The 19,406-nt window shown below is 47.0% G+C and carries 19 protein-coding genes; 12 read left to right on the top strand and 7 right to left on the bottom strand.

Features of this window, described 5'->3' with window-relative positions; translation table 11 throughout:
- The first annotated feature begins 179 nt into the window (after positions 1-179).
- The 7 genes from ACTVDO_RS05035 to ACTVDO_RS05005 all read left to right on the top strand — a co-directional run bounded on the left by ACTVDO_RS05035 (position 180) and on the right by ACTVDO_RS05005 (position 8,369).
- A complete protein-coding gene (locus ACTVDO_RS05035) occupies positions 180-1,238 on the top strand; it encodes an ABC transporter ATP-binding protein (RefSeq protein ID WP_023633937.1) in 1,059 nt (352 codons plus the stop codon).
- Entirely contained in the window at positions 1,235-2,044 is an 810-nt protein-coding gene (locus ACTVDO_RS05030; RefSeq protein ID WP_023633936.1) for an ABC transporter permease, read from the top strand. The genes ACTVDO_RS05035 and ACTVDO_RS05030 overlap by 4 nt, the downstream gene beginning before the upstream one ends.
- Positions 2,041-2,844, top strand: coding sequence for an ABC transporter permease (locus ACTVDO_RS05025; protein WP_011230228.1), 804 nt, complete (start codon positions 2,041-2,043; stop codon positions 2,842-2,844). The genes ACTVDO_RS05030 and ACTVDO_RS05025 overlap by 4 nt, the downstream gene beginning before the upstream one ends.
- A complete protein-coding gene (locus tag ACTVDO_RS05020; protein ID WP_442901158.1) occupies positions 2,845-3,918 on the top strand; it encodes an ABC transporter substrate-binding protein in 1,074 nt (357 codons plus the stop codon).
- Positions 3,919-4,107: 189 nt separating this feature from the next.
- Entirely contained in the window at positions 4,108-5,256 is a 1,149-nt protein-coding gene (locus ACTVDO_RS05015; protein ID WP_442901157.1) for an iron-containing alcohol dehydrogenase, read from the top strand.
- A gap of 5 nt (positions 5,257-5,261) precedes the next feature.
- Positions 5,262-6,902, top strand: coding sequence for an ATP-binding protein (locus ACTVDO_RS05010; RefSeq protein WP_442901156.1), 1,641 nt, complete (start codon positions 5,262-5,264; stop codon positions 6,900-6,902).
- 12 nt (positions 6,903-6,914) lie between these two features.
- On the top strand, positions 6,915-8,369 hold the full coding sequence (locus ACTVDO_RS05005; RefSeq protein WP_442901155.1) for a sigma-54-dependent transcriptional regulator: 1,455 nt from the start codon (positions 6,915-6,917) through the stop codon (positions 8,367-8,369).
- 35 nt (positions 8,370-8,404) lie between these two features.
- Here ACTVDO_RS05005 and adh read toward each other — a convergent pair whose 3' ends face one another.
- The 3 genes from adh to ACTVDO_RS04990 form a co-directional block, all read right to left on the bottom strand.
- The gene (gene adh, locus ACTVDO_RS05000) at positions 8,405-9,922 is read right to left on the bottom strand and encodes an aldehyde dehydrogenase (protein WP_066231186.1); all 1,518 of its coding nucleotides are present in this window, start codon (positions 9,920-9,922) and stop codon (positions 8,405-8,407) included.
- 303 nt (positions 9,923-10,225) lie between these two features.
- The gene (gene adhP, locus ACTVDO_RS04995) at positions 10,226-11,236 is read right to left on the bottom strand and encodes an alcohol dehydrogenase AdhP (protein WP_442901154.1); all 1,011 of its coding nucleotides are present in this window, start codon (positions 11,234-11,236) and stop codon (positions 10,226-10,228) included.
- Positions 11,190-11,492: a hypothetical protein gene (locus ACTVDO_RS04990; protein WP_442901153.1), complete on the bottom strand. Its 303-nt coding sequence runs from the start codon at positions 11,490-11,492 to the stop codon at positions 11,190-11,192. The genes adhP and ACTVDO_RS04990 overlap by 47 nt, the downstream gene beginning before the upstream one ends.
- Positions 11,493-11,834: 342 nt before the next feature.
- Between ACTVDO_RS04990 and ACTVDO_RS04985 the strand changes: the two genes are divergently transcribed.
- On the top strand, positions 11,835-12,155 hold the full coding sequence (locus ACTVDO_RS04985; RefSeq protein ID WP_442901152.1) for a hypothetical protein: 321 nt from the start codon (positions 11,835-11,837) through the stop codon (positions 12,153-12,155).
- A 124-nt stretch (positions 12,156-12,279) separates the two neighbouring features.
- Here the strand turns inward: ACTVDO_RS04985 and ACTVDO_RS04980 are convergent, their stop codons facing one another.
- A complete protein-coding gene (locus ACTVDO_RS04980; RefSeq protein ID WP_442901151.1) occupies positions 12,280-12,783 on the bottom strand; it encodes a DUF1572 domain-containing protein in 504 nt (167 codons plus the stop codon).
- Between the two features lie 113 nt (positions 12,784-12,896).
- Here ACTVDO_RS04980 and ACTVDO_RS04975 point away from each other — a divergent pair, with 113 nt between their 5' ends.
- Positions 12,897-14,393: an L-lactate permease gene (locus ACTVDO_RS04975; protein WP_020958863.1), complete on the top strand. Its 1,497-nt coding sequence runs from the start codon at positions 12,897-12,899 to the stop codon at positions 14,391-14,393.
- A 65-nt stretch (positions 14,394-14,458) separates the two neighbouring features.
- On the opposite strand, the gene pdxR is transcribed toward ACTVDO_RS04975, so the two are convergent.
- Positions 14,459-15,838 carry a MocR-like pyridoxine biosynthesis transcription factor PdxR gene (gene pdxR, locus ACTVDO_RS04970; RefSeq protein ID WP_020958864.1) on the bottom strand — a complete coding sequence of 460 codons (1,380 nt, stop codon included), beginning with the start codon at positions 15,836-15,838 and terminating at the stop codon, positions 14,459-14,461.
- Positions 15,839-15,959: 121 nt separating this feature from the next.
- Here pdxR and ACTVDO_RS04965 point away from each other — a divergent pair, with 121 nt between their 5' ends.
- Genes ACTVDO_RS04965 through ACTVDO_RS04955 form a run of 3 tightly spaced genes read left to right on the top strand, consistent with a single transcriptional unit; the run spans position 15,960 to position 17,968 of the window.
- Positions 15,960-16,568, top strand: coding sequence for an FMN-binding negative transcriptional regulator (locus tag ACTVDO_RS04965; RefSeq protein WP_442901150.1), 609 nt, complete (start codon positions 15,960-15,962; stop codon positions 16,566-16,568).
- Positions 16,569-16,596: 28 nt separating this feature from the next.
- Complete coding sequence (locus tag ACTVDO_RS04960) at positions 16,597-17,238, top strand: LysE family translocator (protein WP_020958866.1); 642 nt, start codon at positions 16,597-16,599, stop codon at positions 17,236-17,238.
- A 19-nt stretch (positions 17,239-17,257) separates the two neighbouring features.
- Positions 17,258-17,968 carry a B3/B4 domain-containing protein gene (locus ACTVDO_RS04955; RefSeq protein WP_020958867.1) on the top strand — a complete coding sequence of 237 codons (711 nt, stop codon included), beginning with the start codon at positions 17,258-17,260 and terminating at the stop codon, positions 17,966-17,968.
- A 195-nt stretch (positions 17,969-18,163) separates the two neighbouring features.
- Here ACTVDO_RS04955 and ACTVDO_RS04950 read toward each other — a convergent pair whose 3' ends face one another.
- Both ACTVDO_RS04950 and ACTVDO_RS04945 read right to left on the bottom strand, forming a co-directional pair.
- Positions 18,164-18,682, bottom strand: a complete 519-nt coding sequence (locus ACTVDO_RS04950) for a GrpB family protein (protein ID WP_020958868.1) — start codon at positions 18,680-18,682, stop codon at positions 18,164-18,166.
- Between the two features lie 217 nt (positions 18,683-18,899).
- Entirely contained in the window at positions 18,900-19,391 is a 492-nt protein-coding gene (locus ACTVDO_RS04945; RefSeq protein ID WP_020958869.1) for a YajQ family cyclic di-GMP-binding protein, read from the bottom strand.
- Positions 19,392-19,406 lie beyond the last annotated feature (15 nt).

Genomic DNA, 19,406 nt, shown 5'->3' with positions numbered 1-19,406 from the left:
ATCAATGAGACAGCGGCTTTCCGCATTGCGGGAAAAATTGGAAGCTGTTCTGCGGAATAGTCAGCCGCTTTTTGTTTTTTAGTCGCCGACATGGCGGAAAGCATATTTTTCCGTTGCACTTTCTACTCTCCTATGTTCTAATTAGGAATAGTGAACATCAAGAAGATGGGGGGCTGAAAGTGAACGGAGAAATCATCCGCTTCGAGCGAGTGACGAAGGAATACGACGGCGCAGCCGTACTGGATGATGTCAGTTTTGCGATGGAGCGCGGGAAGTTTTATACGCTGCTTGGACCGTCGGGTTGTGGGAAGACAACGATTTTGCGGCTGATTGCCGGGTTTATCGAGCCGACGGAAGGAACGATTTATTTCCACGGAAAGCCGATTCAAAACGTCCCGCCGAACAAACGGCAAGTCAACACTGTTTTTCAAGACTATGCATTGTTCCCTCATCTCGATGTGTTTGAAAACGTTGCGTTTGGTTTGCGCGTGAAAAAGATGAAAGAAACCGACATTCGCGAGAAAGTGAGGGAAGCGCTTCGGTTTGTCAACTTAGACGGCTATGAGCGCCGCCGCATTCAAGAAATGTCCGGCGGCCAGCGTCAGCGCGTCGCCATTGCCCGGGCGATTGTCAATGAACCTGAGGTGCTGCTCTTGGATGAACCGCTGTCAGCCTTGGATTTGAAACTGCGCACGGAAATGCAGTATGAACTTCGTGAATTGCAGCGCCGCTTAGGGATTACGTTCATTTTTGTCACGCATGATCAAGAAGAAGCATTGGCGATGTCCGATTACATTTTTGTTCTGAATAAAGGAAAAATTCAGCAGTTTGGGACGCCGAAAGACATTTACGACGAGCCTGTCAATCGATTCGTCGCCGATTTCATTGGCGAATCGAACATTTTGTCAGGGCGCATGATCGACGATTTCCTCGTCGAATTTGCCGGCAAACAGTTTGCGTGTGTTGACCGCGGCTTCGCGCCAAACGAACCGGTCGATGTCGTCATCCGCCCGGAAGATTTGGAGCTCGCGGCGCCGGAAGACGGGCAGATCGTCATCCGCGTCGATTCGCTCTTATTCCGCGGTGTCCATTATGAAATTTGCGGCTATGACGAAAACGGCAACGAATGGCTTGTCCATTCGACGAAAAAGGCCGAAGTCGGGGAAACGGTCGGCCTTCGTTTTGAACCGGAAGCGATTCACGTCATGCGACTCGAAAAGGAGGATGAGGACGCATGACGGAACGGGCGTGGCGGAACTGGTATTTAATCCCTTATGGCATTTGGCTTGTGCTGTTTGTCGTGGCCCCGATTGTCTTTTTGGTGTATGAATCGTTTTTGGATCTTGACGGCCATTGGACGTTGTCCAACTACAAATCCGTGTGGACGCCCATTTATTTGAAAATGATGGCGTATTCGTTTTGGTATGCGTTTTTAATCACGCTTGTGTCGCTGCTCATCGGCTATCCGACCGCCTATTGGCTGACGAAGACGCGGCACAAGCAGCTATGGCTGTTGTTGCTTATTTTGCCGATGTGGGTGAATTTGCTGCTGAAGGTGTATGCGTTTTTAGGGCTGTTCGGCACGTACGGGCTGGCCAACGCTTTGTTGAAAGCGCTGGGCGTCGGGCCGCGGCAGCTGTTGTTCACCGATTTCAGTTTTGTCTTTGTGTCGGTGTACATTTTTATTCCGTTTATGGTGCTGCCGATTTTCAACGCGCTGGAGGAGCTGCCGCCATCGCTTGTCGATGCCGCCCGCGATTTGGGCGCTTCGGCTTGGACGACGTTCCGCCGCGTCGTCTTTCCGCTCACGCTTGGCGGAGTGAAGGCCGGCTGCCAAGCGGTATTCATCCCGGCGCTGTCGCTGTTTATGATTACACGCCTTGTCGCTGGCAACCGCGTCATTACGCTCGGCACCGCCATTGAGCAGCATTTTCTTGTCACCCAAAACTGGGGGATGGGGGCGACGATCGCTGTTGTGTTAATGATCGCCATGGCGGTCATCGTCATCCTGACAGGAAGCGGAAGAAAAGAGGGAAGCCGATGAAACGGATGCAGGCGTGGGGACGTGTGTACTTGTTAGTCGTGTTTGCCGTGATGTATATGCCGATTGTGTATTTGATGTATTATTCTTTCAACAGCGGCGGGGCGATGCACGATTTTCAATCGTTCACGCTCAAGTGGTACCGCGACGTGCTGTCCGACGACCGCTTGCTCATCATCGTTTTGAATACAATCGTCGTTGCGCTGCTGTCGGCGGCGGTTGCGACGATACTTGGGGTCATCGGAGCGCTCGCCGTTTACTATGTCAAGCGGCAGCGAACGAAAAACGCTCTTCTCGCCCTCAACAACGTGCTGATCGTCAGCCCCGATGTCATCATCGGCGCTTCGTTTTTGCTGCTGTTTACAATCGCTGGCATCAAGCTCGGCTTTACGTCCGTGCTGTTGTCTCATATCGCGTTCAGCGTGCCGATTGTCGTGTTGATGGTGCTGCCGAAACTGGAAGAAATGAGCCCGACGCTGATTGATGCGGCTAGAGATTTAGGAGCCAGTCATTGGCAAGTGCTGTCCGGTGTGGTGCTGCCGTTTTTGGCTCCGAGCATATGGGCGGGCTTTTTCATGGCGCTCACGTATTCGCTCGATGACTTTGCCGTGACCTTTTTTGTCACGGGAAATGGGTTCTCGACGCTGTCCGTGGAAATTTATTCGCGGGCGCGCCAAGGCATTTCCTTGTCGATCAACGCATTGTCGACGCTTCTGTTTTTATTTACCATGCTGCTCGTCATCGGCTATTACGTGCTTAGCCAAAAAGGCGGCCGCTTGTACGGGATAGGGGGGCGAAAGTAGGTGAGACGGCTTGTCCAAGGATTTGCGGCCGTGTTTATCGCCGCGTTCGTCCTGATGTTTGTCACTCATCGGCTGAACGAAGCGGAAGGGTACGGCGGAGGCAAAACGGTGACGGTCTACAACTGGGGCGATTACATTGACCCCGCGCTCATTCGCGAATTTGAAAAAGAGACAGGGTGGAAAGTGATTTACCAAACGTTTGATTCCAATGAGGCGATGATGGCGAAAATCGCCCAAGGCGGGGCAACGTTTGACGTCGCCGTTCCATCCGATTACGCCATCAGCAAAATGATCGAAGAAAAGCTGCTTCTGCCGCTTGATTACCGAAAGCTTCCCAATTTGCAATATATCGAGCCGCGGTTTCTCAACTTGCCGTTTGATCCGCACAACCGGTATTCCGTGCCGTATTTTTGGGGGACGGTCGGCATCGTCTACAACCGCGAGATGCTTGGCGGCAAGACCATCACAAGCTGGAACGACTTATGGGATCCAAGCTTGCGCAATCAAATTTTGCTTGTCGACGGGGCGCGCGAAGTGATGGGGATGGCGTTAAACAGCCTCGGCTATTCGCTCAATGACACGAACAAAGCCCACTTGCAAGAAGCCAAGCGGAAGCTCGATCGGCTCATGCCGAACGTGAAGGCGATTGTCGGCGATGAAATCAAGCTGCTGCTTGCCAATGAAGAAGCAGCCATCGGCGTCGTCTGGTCGGGCGATGCGGCCGAAATCATCGCGGAAAACGACAAGCTCGACTATGTCGTGCCGAAAGAAGGCTCCAACTTATGGTTTGACAACATGGTCATTCCGAAAACAGCGAAAAACATCGAAGGAGCGCACGCGTTCATCAACTTTATGCTCGACCCAAAACACGCGGCGCAAAACGCCGAGTACGTCGGCTACTCGACGCCGAACAAAAAGGCGCTTCGCTATTTGCCAAAAGACATCGCGGCCGATCGCCGCTTCTACCCCGATTTGGATTCAGCAGGGCATCTCGAAGTGTACGAAAACTTGGGAAAACAGATGCTCGCCTACTACAACGAGTTGTTTTTAGAGTTCAAGATGCAGCAAAAATAAACAAACGAAGCAGCGTTCTATCAGCGAAGCGAGCGTACGCCTTCATTCACGAGGGTTGGCGCTCTCTTTCTCCTTTCTCCTTCTCCTGCAGAAAATCAGGAGGATTTCTCATCTGGGATGTCGAATGAGTGCTTAAAACATAAGGTTGTTGAGCAATAAAATGCAGATGGCCAATAAGGGGGCGCGAGGATGAACATTCATAAGTTCGTGATGCCCGAAGTGATTTTTGGCAGCGGTTCCATTCATCAAGTAGGGGAAAGTTGTCTAAGGCTTGGTGCGACAAATGTGTTGATTGTCAGCGATCCAGGTGTTGCGGAAGCTGGTTGGCTCGATGTTGTCATTAAGAGTTGCAGGCAAGTAGGATTAAAATACACGACATTTTGTGATGTAACAATAAATCCAAAGGACGAAGAAGTAAAAAAAGGCTGTGAAGCATATCTTGAGAATGAATGCGATGCTATCATTGGAATCGGTGGAGGCAGTTCTATTGATGCCGCAAAGGCTGTCGCCATTCTTGCCACAAACGGGGGACAAATTCATGAATATGAGGGAGTGGATAAAATTCAATTGCCTCTTCCTCCTCAAGTGATGGTTTCAACAACAGCAGGGTCAGGATCAGAAGTATCCCAATTTTCTGTTATTGTTGATACAAAAGAGAAAAAAAAGATGACGATCATTTCCCGATCTCTTATTCCTGATATCGTAATCATTGATCCAGAAACATTGTCGACAAAAAGCGCTCATTTAACTGCCTCAACAGGATTAGATGTTTTAACGCATGGCATTGAGGCGTATGTAAGTCTAGCAGCTACACCGCTTACAGATGTTCAAGCTCAAAACGCTATTTCTTTAGTAGGAAAATATTTGCGCCCTTCTGTCGCCTCTAAAATCAACCAAGAGGCAAAAACCAATATGGCAATGGCGAGTTTACAGGCAGGATTGGCTTTTTCTAACGCGATTTTAGGCGCTGTTCATGCAATGTCCCATGCTGTCGGGGGAAGGTATCCTCTTCTTCATGGGGATATAAACTCTATATTGCTTCCGCATGTGATGGAGTTCAATCTGTTGGCGAATCCGAAAAAATTTGCTGATATTGCTTATTTTCTCGGAATGGATACTCGCGGCATGTCCTATATGGAAGCGGGAAGAAAGGCGATTGAGTATGTAAAACAATTGGCAGAGGATATTGGGGTGCCGCAGCGATTATCTGATATAGGAGTGAAACAAGAAGAAATACGGAAAATGAGTTTGGTTGCCTTTCATGATGCATGTATGATCACCAACCCTCGTGATATCACTGTAGAAGAAATTGAAGGAATATTCAGAAAGGCGTGGTAAACAAAATGAATGACCGGCAACAACTCATTGGCCTTTTAACAGGAGTTCAATCTTCGAAAAAAAGTTATTACACAGAATTAAAAAAGATGGTCACAGAGTTAAAAAAGAAAAATATGCAGTTGGAGATTATTAATGATATTACCAAAAGTTTTAATATTGATATGTCAATGGATGAAATGTTAAAAAATAGTATGGATAAATTGAAAGCAATTTTCCCAGTGGAACGAATCAGCTTATCGTTATGTGAAAATCATAAATTAGTGTTAACAAATGTATATCCCGCTCACTCTTTGTATTTTCCTATTGGTTTTGTTTTTCCAAAAGAGCGATCGCTCTATTGGCAAGTCATACAATCGCTCGAAAAAATTTTTTATCAAATAGAAGAAGACGAAGATTTGTATGTTGAAGCAGCTGTATATAACGTCTTAGGAGTCCGCAGTGTATTATTGATCCCACTTATTAGCAAAGGAAAGGTGATCGGGGTACTGAGTATAGGAAGCAAGGAAAAAGTGGTGTATGATGAAGATGATCTGTCCTTTTTTCAGCAATTTTGCGACCAACTGGCGGTTTGTATTGAAAATGTCCGTCTTTATAATGAGGTACTTACCAGTAAAAAAGAATGGGAAGAGACATTCCGAGCTGTTTCAGAAATGATATTCCTCGTCGACCTAGAAGGGAATATTTTACGGTATAATGATGCAGCTAACGAGTTTTTTCAAGTTGACTTGTATAAAAAAGATATATGTAAATTGTTATCAATTAATCCAAAGGAAAGCCCGATCGTGGAAATTTTAGAAACAAAAAAATCTGTTCATCGGCGTATTCATATCCAGCAGAGGGTATGCGAATTGCGTTCTTATCCCGTCTTGAATGAAAAACAAAATATGTACGCTGTGATTATGTATCTCAATGACATTACTGAAAAATTGCAGATTGAAGCCCAACTTGTTCAATCAGGAAAGTTAGCTGCAATTGGGGAAATGGCTGCTGGAATTGCGCACGAATTGAATAACCCTCTCACCGCCATTCTTGGCAATGCCCAGCTGTTGTTGAGGTCTTTTTCAAAAGATGATCGTATATATAAACTGCTATTTGATATTTATTCATGCGGGAAACGCTGCAAAACCATTATTCAAAATTTATTGACATTTTCAAGACAAGATGAATATAGGTTTGAAGATTGTTCTATAAATGATGCCGTTGAACAAGTATTAGGGTTAATTGGTGATCAAATTTGCAAACAAAATATTAGTATTCAAAAAAGATTAGACGCTTCCATTGAATTGATTGAAGGAAACCTTCAACAGATAAGCCAGGTTATTTTAAATTTATTAATAAACGCTAAAGATGCGCTTGAAGAGATGGATATTCCAGAGAAAATCATTGTCATAGAAACAAAGTCGATCGTTGAAGCCGGAGAACATTGGGTTGTTCTATCGGTCCGTGACAACGGAAAAGGAATAGAAGAACAACATTTGCAGGAAATTTTTAATCCATTTTTTACAACGAAGAGGCCAGGTAAGGGAACCGGGCTTGGGCTGTCTGTTAGTTTAGGGATTGCTGAGGCGCACGGTGGAACGATTGAGGTGGTCAGCGAACTTGGTAAAGGAAGTGAGTTTATATTAAAACTTCCAAAAAAGAAATAAGGGGGGAGATGAGTGGGGAATATTTTAGTTATTGATGACGAAAGGGAAGTTGGAACGTTTTTTCAACATTTATTAGAAGGGAAAGGGAACAAGGTCAAGCTTGGATTTAGCGGGAAAGATTTTTTTCAGTTGATTCAACAATACAAGTTTGATCTTGCTTTCATCGATGTGAAACTTCCAGATGCAAACGGTTTAAATTTATTAAAACAGTTAAAACGCTCATATCCTTCTTGTAAAGCGGTTGTAATGACAGGCTATAGCACAATAAAGACAGCAGTTGAAGCGATTAAACATGGAGCAAACGACTATATTGAAAAACCGTTTGACGATATTGAACAGTTAGAGCGATTAATCGATGAATTATTAAGTGATGGTCCTCTTTCATCCCAAGATGATATGTATAAGTTGGCTGAGACGCTCGGTTTCATCGTTGGAACAAATAAAGAGATGAATGATTTGCTTAAATTAGCTTATAAAATTGCGAAAAAAAATGTGAATGTGTTGATTGAAGGAGAGACTGGGACTGGAAAAGAAGTGCTCGCTCATTTTATCCACAACGCGAGCATGCGCTATGATCAGCCTTTTATTGGGGTGAATTGTGGCGCTGTTTCGGAAACACTGTTAGAAAGCGAATTGTTCGGACATGAAAAAGGGGCGTTCACAGGAGCGGTAAAAGAAAAAAAGGGGATTTTTGAAATTGCTAACCGTGGCACGTTATTTTTAGATGAAATTGGAGAAGCGTCTCTTGCAACGCAAGTAAAACTGTTAAGAGTGCTGGAAACAGGGGAGTATATTCGCGTCGGGGGTGAAACGATCCGCAAAACGAATACACGCATTATTGCTGCTTCGCATGTCAATCTGGCAAAAGCAGTCGAGGAGAAGACGTTTAGAGAGGATTTATTATACAGATTAGATGTTGTGAAACTTACCATTCCTCCGCTTCGAGAGCGGCTCGAAGATCTTCCAATTTTGATTGATTATTTTTTAAAAAAACTTAATACACCTCTATCGTTTTCACAGGACTGTATTTCCCAGATGAAACAGTATCATTGGCCGGGGAATGTGAGAGAATTGTTTAATGTTGTTAAAAGGGCGGTAACTTTAGCGGAAGGAGAAACAGAGGTGATCACCCTTGACTATTTGCCGGAGAAGCTTAAGATTCCGTTGCATTTAGGGCAAGTATCGAATAGCGTGCGAAGTCCAAAAGATGGAGTAGAAGACTTAGAAGCCTATTTGCAAGAATGGATGAATGGTGTGCTAGCACTATGGAGAAACAGTGATCGGTTAGATCTTGAACATGTATTATCTTCAGTGAAAGAACTAGAAACGAAAATCGGCCGATCTTTTGTACTGAAAATGTTAAAAGAAACGTTAGGAAATCGTAAAGAAGCAGCAGAACGGTTAAATATCACCGTACGAACATTAAGATATTTATTAAAAGAAAAAGGAGCTGATCCAAAAGCGTAAATGGCTTTCGGATCAGCTTTTTGTTGCTTGATTGATCAGAAAAATCCTAATGGTTTTGGATTGTAGCTAACGAGTAAATTTTTCGTTTGTTGATAGTGCGCTAACATCATATGATGGGTTTCACGGCCGATCCCAGATTGTTTATATCCTCCAAAAGCAGCATGGGCCGGATAAGCATGATAGCAATTTGTCCAAACTCTTCCTGCCTGAATGCCTCTTCCGAAACGGTAAGCCAAGTTGATGTTTCTCGTCCATACCCCGGCACCAAGGCCGTACAACGTATCATTAGCGATCTCCAAAGCCTCCTGTTCATCTTTAAACGTTGTTACTGAGACTACTGGACCGAAAATTTCTTCTTGGAAAATGCGCATTTTATTATGTCCTTTAAATACGGTTGGCTTGATATAATACCCGTTTTCGAATCCAGGGATTATGTTTTTTTCGCCGCCGATTAGGCATTCGGCGCCCTCTTGTTTTCCAATATCAATGTATGCAAGAATTTTTTCCATTTGTTCTGCTGAAGCTTGCGCTCCCATCATTGTGCTTGTATCAAGCGGATTTCCTGTTCGAATCTTTTTCACGCGTTCAAGAGCGCGCTCCATAAATTCGTCATAAATGGACTCATGGATGAGAGCACGAGAAGGGCACGTACAAACCTCGCCTTGGTTTAAAGCGAACATGACAAATCCTTCAATCGCTTTATCTAAAAAGTCATCGTCTTTTTCCATTACATCAGGAAAGAAGATGTTTGGGGATTTGCCGCCCAATTCCAGTGTAACAGGAATAATATTTTGTGAAGCGTATTGCATAATCAGCCGCCCTGTCGTTGTTTCACCGGTAAACGCGATTTTGGCGATACGTGGACTAGAAGCTAATGGTTTGCCAGCTTCTAATCCGAACCCATTGACAACGTTGAGCACTCCAGGAGGCAACAGATCGCCAATCAGCTCCATAAGCACCATAATCGATGCCGGAGTTTGTTCAGCTGGTTTTAGCACAATGCAGTTTCCGGCAGCAAGCGCAGGAGCAATTTTCCATGCTGCCATCAATAATGGAAAATTCCATGGGATAATTTGCCCGACAACGCCGAGTGGTTCATAAAAATGGTACGCGATCGTATCGTCATCAATTTGGCTGATTGTTCCTTCTTGGGCGCGTATGGCTCCAGCGAAATAACGAAAATGATCGATGGCTAGGGGCAGGTCGGCGTTTAACGTTTCACGGATCGGTTTGCCGTTATCCCATGTTTCGGCAACCGCTAACATTTCCAAGTTTTCTTCCATTCGATCAGCGATTTTATTTAAAATCAACGCTCTGTCAGCCGGGGATGTTTTTCCCCAAGCTTCTTTTGCCGCGTGCGCGGCATCTAATGCCAATTCAATATCCTCAGCCTGCGAGCGTGCTGCTTCACAAAACACTTCTCCTGTTATGGGCGTGATATTTTTGAAATATTGGCCTGAAATAGGCGGCACCCATTCTCCGTTAATATAGTTATCGTATCTTGCTTTGAATTGAACTTTTGCGTCTCTTTCGCCTGGTTTGCTGTAAATCATTTGCATCCTCCTTGTGTAATAAGGTTTCAGAAAGATGTTTAAATTAAGCTATTTTCCATTCAGATATGCTCTTAGGGGAAGGGGAATCTTCCCCTAAGAGTTTGACATAATCGGATAGCACTTTTCGTAATACTAGAAAGCAGGTGATTTATTAGGCACTGGTGGTTGAACCGGTCGATTTCTCAAAATGAGAAACTTTATGATATCGATCTGTGCCTAAACTAAAAACAGGCAATGCTGAAAAAATCGCCATTTTTCTCCGTTCCCCTAGAAAATTTAGGATTGTTCTTCTGCCGCTTTGTGTTACATTGTTAAAACAATGCGGCCATTGATTTGGCCTTTTTCCATCCGTTCAAATACTTCGTTAATTTTTTCTAATGGTACCGCTTCCACAATGGGGCGAACTTTTCCGCGTGCGGCGAAATCTAAAGCTTCTTGCATATCTTTTCGTGTACCGACGATCGAACCTTTTATTGTAACGCCATTTAATACAGTGTCAAAAATAGGGATCGGTAGTTCATCGTGAGGCAGTCCAACGATGACAAGGCAACCACCGCGTCGAACGGATTGATAGGCTTGTTCGAAAGCTTTTTTCGTTACAGCAACGCTAATAGCTGCATGCACTCCGCCTACTCTTTCACGAATTGTTGCTACGGGGTCTTCACGCAGGCCATTGATTGTAATATCAGCTCCTAACTTTGCTGCAAGCTCTGCCTTTTCATCACTGATATCAACAGCAACGACATTTAATCCCATTGCTTTGGCATATTGAAGAGCAATATGGCCCAATCCCCCGATTCCATAAATAGCGACCCATTCACCAGGCTTGGCATTTGAAACTTTTAATGCTTTATACGTTGTGACTCCAGCACAAAGAATAGGAGCAACTTGTACAGGATCGAGATTTTTAGGAATTCGTGCGACATAATCGGCCGGGGCTTTGCAATATTCTGCATAACTGCCATCGACAGAGTATCCACCATTTAATTGATGTGGACAAAGTGTTTCTTGACCGCTTAAACAATATTCACATTCACCGCATGCCGAGTATAACCATGGAATGCCAACACGGTCGCCAATTTTGATTGATTTCACTCCCTCGCCGACCTCAACAACGATTCCTACTCCTTCATGACCAGGAATAAGCGGAAGTTTCGGTTTTACCGGCCAATCTCCATGGGCCGCATGCAAATCGGTATGGCAGACGCCACAAGCTTCAATTTTCACAAGCACTTCGCCATACCCTAGTTTTGGTTTCTCCACTTCTTCAATTTGAAGTTTTTGTTTGAATTTGTGAACAACGGCGGCTTTCATTCTCACCATCTCCTTTATAAAGTTTTTTTGTTTCATCTGCTATGAAACGCAAAAATCGTGCCAAGCAATAGTGACGGGGAAAAGGAACCGGTGATAAAGTGAAAGAACTTTTCAAGCAAGCAAGTTTCTGAGTTTGAAAAGCAATACGGCCGCCTTCTTCTTTAGGATTGGCGAATAAGCGGTTGAGAAGAAATAAATGTGTTTCGCCAGCGCCTAAAGAGATTTTATAGGGGAAATGTGCCAAGATTTCGTCCATTTTCTCCGAATGTTCGGCAAGTTTGTTCGAAAAATTGTCATATTTTGATGAGAAAGTTTTCACAAAGTCTTGATGACTTGCTTCTTTGTTGCAGAACAATATTGTACGTTAGGATATGAAACACGGCGGTTGCTTTATATGTGAAAAAAAAAAGTAATATTGCTCAAATGAGGCAAATGGTATAAAAAGGAAAATTGTTATTTTGATTTTCTTTATTATGAACATCTTTCTTTGTCAAGTGCATTTTGTGGTGAAGAGCCAATATTAAAGAAGGAAGAGGAGGAATGGAAAGAGAAGTATAGAAGAAATATCACCTTACCTTGATGAAAGGGGCTGTAAACATTGCATAAACATTTGCCGATGGAAGAGGAAGTGATGGATTTACTCATTGGCGGTTTTTCCGTCGTGATGTTGATCGCCACCATGACGGTCGTTTCCCTTTGGCGGAAGAATCGTACGCGTCGTTTGTCATTCCATTGGATTTTTGCTCATTTTCTGCTGCTCTCTATTGCCGCCTACTTTGCGTTAAGAGCCATTTCCTTTGATCTTACCCATATACACGCATCCGAAGAAATCTCCCTTCTTCTCGGCAAGGCGGGATTGGCGTGGGGAGCGGGGATGGTTTGTTTGCTGGTCGGTATTGTGAAACTTTCCAGGCGCTGACCATGATCCCGAAGCGATATGATGGGGAAGGAACAGCAAGCAACAAAAAAAGCCATCCGCCTTTATCGGTTGACGGCTCCGATAGGCGGATGACGTTTGCATGATCATTCGAATAGGGAGCTTCCTATGTTGTTTTTCGATTTCTTGGTATGGTCAGTGTTTTCCAGTTGTTTGCGTTCAGCTGTTTCGCGATATAGACGATTTGTCCGATATGATACGAATAATGGTACATTTGCCGCTCAATGGCTTCGATGACGGAATGGGGTTCGCCGCGGATCGTGACCGTCCGCAACAAATCTGTTTCCTGCAATTCGTTCAGCGTTTGCAAGAAAGCAGACCACCCTTTTTCCCAGCAAGCCATGACTTCTTCGCGTGTATGGAAGTCGTTGATGAATTCATCATCGCGGTTTCGGTCCGGTTTCTCCCCATCCGACGACAAAAAGTCTGTCCAGCGCGACACCATATTTCCGCTCATATGTTTGACAATGATGGCGATGCTGTTGACCTCTTCATGAAAACAATGGAACAGCTGTTCCTCCGAACATTGGTCGATAGCCTGTTCGGCGGTCTTTTTCATGTCGAGAAAGCGTGCGCGCACTGCTCGCAAATATTCTTGGCCGATGTTCATTCATGCACCTCCTTCAAAGAAAGGTCATCTCTTTCTATTCGCCGTCGATGCGGTGATTTCTTTCTATGTGACGGCAAAATAGTGGATAAACAGATTGAGGGGGAGAGAAAAACGTGGGAGATACGATCCGTTGGCTGCTGGCAGCGCTGCCGCTTTTATGGGCATTGGCTGCGATTGGATGGCGAAAGATGCCGGCGATGAAGGCGGCGCTCGGCTGTTATGCGCTGGCGGCAGGGCTCGCCTTGTTTCCATTTCATGCTTCGGCCGGGGAAGTCATGCATTTTACCGTGCACGGCGTGCTGTTGGCGCTAATTGTGGTGTATGTGCTTGTGTTTGGGCTGCTCTTGCACCATGTGCTGGAAGCCGGGGGAGCGATCGACGCGCTTTCTGTTTGGATTTCCCGTGTCGGACGGACGCCGTCGGAGCAAGCGCTGCTGTTGTCGGCGGCGTTAGGCCCATTTTTCGAAGCGGTGAGCGGATTTGGATTGGCGGTTGTCATCGTCGCCCCGTTGTATGCGGCCCTTGGGTTTCCGGCCCGCAAGGCGATGACATTGGCCTTGTTGACCCAGTCCGCCGTGCCGTGGGGAGCGCTCGCCATCGGCACGGTCATCAATGCCGAACTATCAGGCGTTCCGCTTCGCGAGCTTGGCGAATACAGCGCATGGCTTCATGTCCCGCTCTATTTGCTGTACGTCTGTGCGGTTGTGGTCATCAGCGAAGGGTGGCGGGCGGTTCGCCTGCATCTTGATGGCATCTTGATCGTGTTTGTCAGCTTGGCATCGGTCACGTGGGCGGTCAGCGTCTATGTGTCGGTCGAACTGGCCGGGGCGGCGGCCGGCGCGATGGCGGCGCTCGCGCTTGTCGGATACTGGCAGTGCCAAGAGCTTCTTGGCAAACGCGAACCGATCGAGAAGGGAGGACGGCCGCCGCTTGGGAAAGCGTTATGGCCGTATGCTGTGCTGGTTGGCTATATTTTTGCCACCCATTTCTTTCCTGCAATCCGGCATATCGCTACCACGGCCGGCGTTTGGCACTGGCCGGCTTATGGCTTCCGCCTTGAGCTTTTGTACAGTCCCGGATTTGCCTTATGTCTGGCCGCCGTGGCAGCGTTTGGATGGCATCGCCTTCGCTTGGCCGAGGGAGTGGCTTGCCTCCAGAAGACGTTGAACCGAGTGTTTCCAGCTGCCGTGGCGACCATGGGATTTATCGCGATGTCGTCGGTGATGGATGGGGCGGGGATGACGGGCGTGCTGGCATCACAAGCCGCCGCTTGGACGGGATCGGCGTTTCTTGCCGTGTCGCCGCTCGTCGGTGCGCTTGCCGGTTGGATGAGCGGAAGCAACAGCGCGGCGAACGCCATGTTTTCCCCGTTTCAGCGGGCGATGGCCGATCAATTGCACGAACCCGCCATTTGGTACGCCGCGGCGCAAAACGTCGCCGCATCGAACATGACAATGGCCTCACCGGCGCGGCTCGCCTTAGTTGCGGCCACCATCGGCCGCCCCGGAGAGGAAGGGGAGGCGATGCGTCTTGTGGGGCCGATTGTCGGAGCGGCGCTGGTGATCGTGGTGTTTGGTGTGCTGGTCGGAAGGGCGGCGGTTAGCATCTAATGCCAACCGCCTTTTTAGTGAGGTAATTTCTTGAAAAAGGAAAATTGATTTTCGCGCAGGCATCGTCAACACCATGCTTTTTGGAGCAGCGTCACCCCAAGTTCAATATCTTCGAGCGATAAGCCGCTAAAACCAAGCTTGATCATGGGTCGGTCAGGCTGTTGGTTCACAAAATAGCGCGAGGTGGGGTACACGTTCACTCCATACGATCGGGCGCGTTGAAGTAGTTGTTCTTCTGAACAGTCACAATGGACTTTGATTAGCACGTATAAACCGGATTGTTCGCCAATAATGGAGATCATATCCCCGAATGACGTTCGCAGCCTCGCTGTTAAATGCTCCATTTTTCGTCTGTACACTAGGCGCATGCGTTTAATATGGCGAACCCATTCCCCCTCTTCCATAAATTTAGCCATTGCCAGTTGGCTGAGGATGGACGTGGTGCTTTCAAAAAGGCGAAAGCATTGTTGGTAACGGTCCAAAAGCGACGGCGGCAACACCATGTAACTTAAGCGAATTCCGGGAAGAAACGATTTTGAAAAATTGCCGAGGTAAATGACTCTTGACGAATCAATGGAGGCAAGAGCGGGAAACGGTTTTTGCGTGTAACGGAATTCGCTGTCGTAATCGTCCTCGATAATATAACCATTGACGTTGTTCACCCATTGGATAAGTCTGTGCCGCTGCTGGATTGGCATGCTGACTCCCATCGGGCTTTGATGCGAAGGGGTGACATAGATGAGCCGTGATTGCCTCGTTTCGAGGGGAGAGAGATCGAAACCTGTTTCAGAAACGGTGATCGTTTCCAGTTGAAAATCATGAAACAAAAATGCTTCTCTAGCACCGTCATAGCCCGGGTCTTCGACGATGATGCTGTTGAACTCGTCTTTTAAAATATGACCAAGTAAGAGAAGCATTTGCTGTGTGCTGCTTCCGATGACGATGGCGTTTGGCTCTACGTCCACTCCGCGGGATTCAAGAAGGTAGATGGCGATTTGTTGGCGTAAGCATAATTCCCCAAATGGATCCCCATAGCGAAAGCAATCTTTGGCTGTGAATACTTGATTGGAGATTCTTCTCCATGCCTGAATGGGAAAATGATCGGCATCAACGGCATCGGCGCGAAAATCGACCACAACAGGTGTTGCTCTTTCTCTTGCCGGTGGGCGCGCCGAAATGCGGGTTTTTGGAATGAAAAGAGGTTCCACTTCATTGGCAAAATACCCTTTTCGTTTTTCCGCGCGAATATATCCTTCCGCTGCTAGCTGTTCGTAGGCCATTAAAGTCGTGTTTCGGCTGACATTCAATGATTCGGCGAGTTGGCGAATCGAAGGCAGTGGCTCATTTGCTTGAATGTCGCCTCGTTCAATCAATGATTTCAATTTTTCATAGATTTGTTTGTATTTAGGTGAGTGGTCGTTCAAGGCAAAAATGATCGTCTTCATGTTCATCTCTCCTGACATGCTTATTTTTTTATTACTGTCACTTTTTTTATGTCAGTTTTCATTATATGATGCCATCGTAAAGGATGAAAGGTTGGAATGAAAAAAAGAGGGGAGAGGACCGATGTATATTCCGAAACATTTTGCCATCAATGATCCGGATGTCGCCTATCAGGTGATCGAGGAGAACAGCTTTGCCACCTTGGTATCGATGCATCAAGAGGAACTGTTTGCCACCCATTTGCCTCTATTGCTTGATCGGGAGAAAACGTGTTTGTACGGCCATTTTGCCCGTTCGAATCCGCAATGGAGCGACATTCAACATCAGGCGGTCTTGGCGATATTCCACGGTCCACATTGTTACATTTCTCCTTCCTGGTATGAAACGAACCAGGCGGTGCCGACATGGAATTATGTGGCCGTCCATGTGTACGGAAACGTGGAGTTGATCGACGATGAAGAGGAAATCATGCAGTCGCTGCACGATATGGTAAAAAAATACGAAGCGCCGGGAAGTCTTTACCAGCTGTCGAGGGTCGATTCTGGGATGCTGTCCGGTATGAGCAAAGGAATTCAAGCTTTCAAAATCATCATCAAGCGAACCGAAGGAAAAGCCAAGTTGAGCCAAAACCATCCTGCACACCGACAAGAACGGATCATCAAGCAGCTTGAGCAAATGCCGTTTGAAAACGAAAAGCGAATCGCTTCTTTGATGAAAAAGCAGCGGCCGTGAAATCAGAAAAGAGAGGAGTGAGATGGGGATGGACCTTTCCACGATCGGCTTGTTTGTCGCGGTAGCCGCAGCGCTGCTCATCGTCCCCGGACCGGCGGTATTGTACATCATGGCTAGGAGCATGAGCCAAGGAACGAAAGCAGGGGTTGTATCGGTGCTCGGTGTAGCTTTGGGAGGCGCTGTCCACGTTGTCCTTGGAGCCGTAGGCGTTTCCGCAATTTTGATGACATCGGCGGCTGCCTTTACAGTGGTCAAATCTTTAGGCGCTGTGTATCTCATCTATTTGGGAGGCAAAACGTTATTTTTCGCTTCTGATAAGGATGAGGGAACATCGGCCATGAAGGTGAAGGAGAAAACATTGGCCAAAGTATTTTATGAATCACTGTTGGTCGAAGTGACCAATCCAAAGACAGCACTCTTTTTTCTCGCCTTTTTTCCGCAGTTTATCTCTCCCTCTGCTGGGTCGGTGGCCGGACAATTTTTGTTTTTAGGGGCGATATTTGTTGTTCTCGCCTTGCTGAATGACAGCTTGTACGCCATGTTGGCCGCAGGCATCCGCAGACGGTTGGCCGCCAAGAAGGAAAGTGTGAAGGTGATGAATCGAGTGGCGGGATGTTGTTATATTTTGTTAGGACTATTCTCTGCCTTAGCGAGCCCTTCGAAACCGTAAGGGAATGGAGGAGTGGATGATGACCCGTTTTATTGTTGAAGACGATATTTGGGCTATATTTCCCAACGTCAAAATCGGTGTGGTCGTTGCCCAAGGGATTGACAACGGTATCAAGAATGCTGGTGTTTACGAACAAATGCTGCGGGAGGCGGAGAAAGAAGCGCGGAAATTCCTCGAGTTTGAGGAGTGGAGCCGCAATCCCGCCACCGCCGTTTGGCGAGAGGCGTTTCGGCGATTCAAAGCGAAAAAAGGGGCGCGCTGTTCAGTGGAATCGCTGCTGAAACGAGTGAAAAACGGCCATCACATTCCAACGATCAACCCGCTTGTGGATATCTATAACTGTATTTCATTGAGCTACGGGCTTCCATGTGGAGGAGAGGATATCGACACATTTGTCGGCGACATCCGGCTGGCGCTGGCGGATGGCCATGAACCATTCATCCCGTTGGGAGGAGAGGAAAACGATCCACCGTATGAAGGGGAAATCGTGTATAAAGATGACATGGGCGTCATATGCCGTTGCTGGAATTGGCGGGAAGCCCAACGGACGATGCTCACCGAACAGACGAAACGCGCCTTTCTCTGCATGGAATCAATAGATGACGCAAGGCATGAAGCGCTTCATCAAGCGTTAGAGGAACTGGCCTATTTAATACAACGCCATCTTGGCGGCACAGTGAAGATGCACCTATTGGATGCCCGTCATTCGGAAATATCGATAATAGATTAAGGATCGCTTCGGCCGCTTTGCTCTGGTTGCTGCTGCATCGGCCGCTTTGCTCTGGTTGCTGCTGCATCGGCCGCCCTGGAGAGGAAGGGGAGGCGATGCGCCTTGTGGGGCCGATTGTCGGAGCGGCGCTGGTGATCGTGGTGTTTGGTGTGCTGGTCGGAAGGGCGGCGGGCCTGTAGCCTCCGCTTGACTCGTTCAGTTCAGTGATCGGCGCCATGCCTTGGCTTTTCGCTCTAATTCCAAGACGAGCAGTTCTTTTCCCTTGATATACGAATCGATGTCGTACGGAAATTGGAACGCTAGTTTTTCTTTCAAATTTCCGTACCGCTCTGCTTCTTTTGGATGGGCCCGCAAGTAGTCACGGAAGGCAAGATGACGTTCAATATGGGGATTGCCCGCTTCATACATATGAACGTGGTGGGTGCGGCGGTCCCCGCCTTTTTGAAAGTATCGTCGCCCCGGTATGCCGTTTTCCCCTTTCGGTTCATAGCCAATAGCTGCCATCGCCCCATTGCATTCATCGACCCGGCTAATATCTGTAACGACAGCCATGATGTCAATGATCGGCTTTGCTTTTAAACCGGGAACTGATGTGCTGCCGATATGGTGAATGGCGATAATTTCTTTGTCAAAAATTTGTCGCAGCCGCTCCGCTTCTTGTTCAAATAGTGCCGCCCACCGCAATTGGTATGGCATCACTTCCACTTTTCTCATGTGGGGCCCTCCTTATTGGTCCTTTTCGTGCAAGGGCAACATCCTTCATGAAAGACACCGATTCCCTCACCCAAGCTGATCGCGTGGAAATGGGGCTTCCCGGTTAGAGATAAAAACATATCGCAGAAACAAATCACGAACTTGTCAGCATCATAACCGTGAAGCAAACCATTTCATACGAAACACCAAAAAGCGGATGGAGGTTTTCCCCACCCGCTTAGCGGTAATTCACAAACTGCACGTCAATCGGTAAATCAGCTTCGCGAATGGCGGCGATCACCTTTTGCAAGTCGTCTTTGCTTTTGCCACTGACGCGAATTTGGTCATCTTGCACTTGGCTTTTCACTTTCAAGCCGGTGTTTTTGATGATCGTGTTGATTTTTTTCGCGTTTTCTTTGTCGATCCCTTGGACAAGCTTGGCGCGCTGCCGCACCGTGCCGCCTGAGGCCGGCTCGATTTTGCCGTATTGGATGTTTTTCGTTGCCACCCCGCGCTTAATCAGCTTGCCGATGAGCACATCTTTCAGCTGCTCAAGCTTAAACTCGTCATCCGAGATGAGAACGAGCTCGTCTTTCTCAAGAGAAATGTCGCTTTTGCTTCCTTTGAAGTCATAGCGCGTCTTGATTTCTTTCATGGCAATGTTGATCGCGTTTGCCACTTCCGCCAAATCGACTTTGGATACGATATCGAACGAACTTTCTTTTGACATACATGACCTCCCGGG

Origin of the sequence: Geobacillus sp. BK01 (assembly GCF_052220245.1) — a bacterium.
Classification (GTDB): domain Bacteria; phylum Bacillota; class Bacilli; order Bacillales; family Anoxybacillaceae; genus Geobacillus.
This window is presented reverse-complemented; position numbering and strand designations above follow the sequence as displayed.

Bases quoted from the DNA above. Each gene is read 5' to 3' on its own strand.
- adhP (WP_442901154.1), bottom strand. From the start codon at position 11,236: ATGAAAGCCGCCGTTGTTCACAAATTCAAACAAAAACTTCAAATTGAA.
- ACTVDO_RS04950 (WP_020958868.1), bottom strand. From the start codon at position 18,682: ATGAGAAAAGTGGAAGTGATGCCATACCAATTGCGGTGGGCGGCACTA.
- ACTVDO_RS05015 (WP_442901157.1), top strand. From the start codon at position 4,108: ATGAACATTCATAAGTTCGTGATGCCCGAAGTGATTTTTGGCAGCGGT.
- ACTVDO_RS05030 (WP_023633936.1), top strand. From the start codon at position 1,235: ATGACGGAACGGGCGTGGCGGAACTGGTATTTAATCCCTTATGGCATT.
- adh (WP_066231186.1), bottom strand. From the start codon at position 9,922: ATGATTTACAGCAAACCAGGCGAAAGAGACGCAAAAGTTCAATTCAAA.
- ACTVDO_RS04990 (WP_442901153.1), bottom strand. From the start codon at position 11,492: ATGGACGAAATCTTGGCACATTTCCCCTATAAAATCTCTTTAGGCGCT.
- ACTVDO_RS04955 (WP_020958867.1), top strand. From the start codon at position 17,258: ATGACCCGTTTTATTGTTGAAGACGATATTTGGGCTATATTTCCCAAC.
- ACTVDO_RS05010 (WP_442901156.1), top strand. From the start codon at position 5,262: ATGAATGACCGGCAACAACTCATTGGCCTTTTAACAGGAGTTCAATCT.
- ACTVDO_RS04945 (WP_020958869.1), bottom strand. From the start codon at position 19,391: ATGTCAAAAGAAAGTTCGTTCGATATCGTATCCAAAGTCGATTTGGCG.
- pdxR (WP_020958864.1), bottom strand. From the start codon at position 15,838: ATGAAGACGATCATTTTTGCCTTGAACGACCACTCACCTAAATACAAA.
- ACTVDO_RS04960 (WP_020958866.1), top strand. From the start codon at position 16,597: ATGGACCTTTCCACGATCGGCTTGTTTGTCGCGGTAGCCGCAGCGCTG.
- ACTVDO_RS04980 (WP_442901151.1), bottom strand. From the start codon at position 12,783: ATGAACATCGGCCAAGAATATTTGCGAGCAGTGCGCGCACGCTTTCTC.
- ACTVDO_RS04965 (WP_442901150.1), top strand. From the start codon at position 15,960: ATGTATATTCCGAAACATTTTGCCATCAATGATCCGGATGTCGCCTAT.
- ACTVDO_RS05025 (WP_011230228.1), top strand. From the start codon at position 2,041: ATGAAACGGATGCAGGCGTGGGGACGTGTGTACTTGTTAGTCGTGTTT.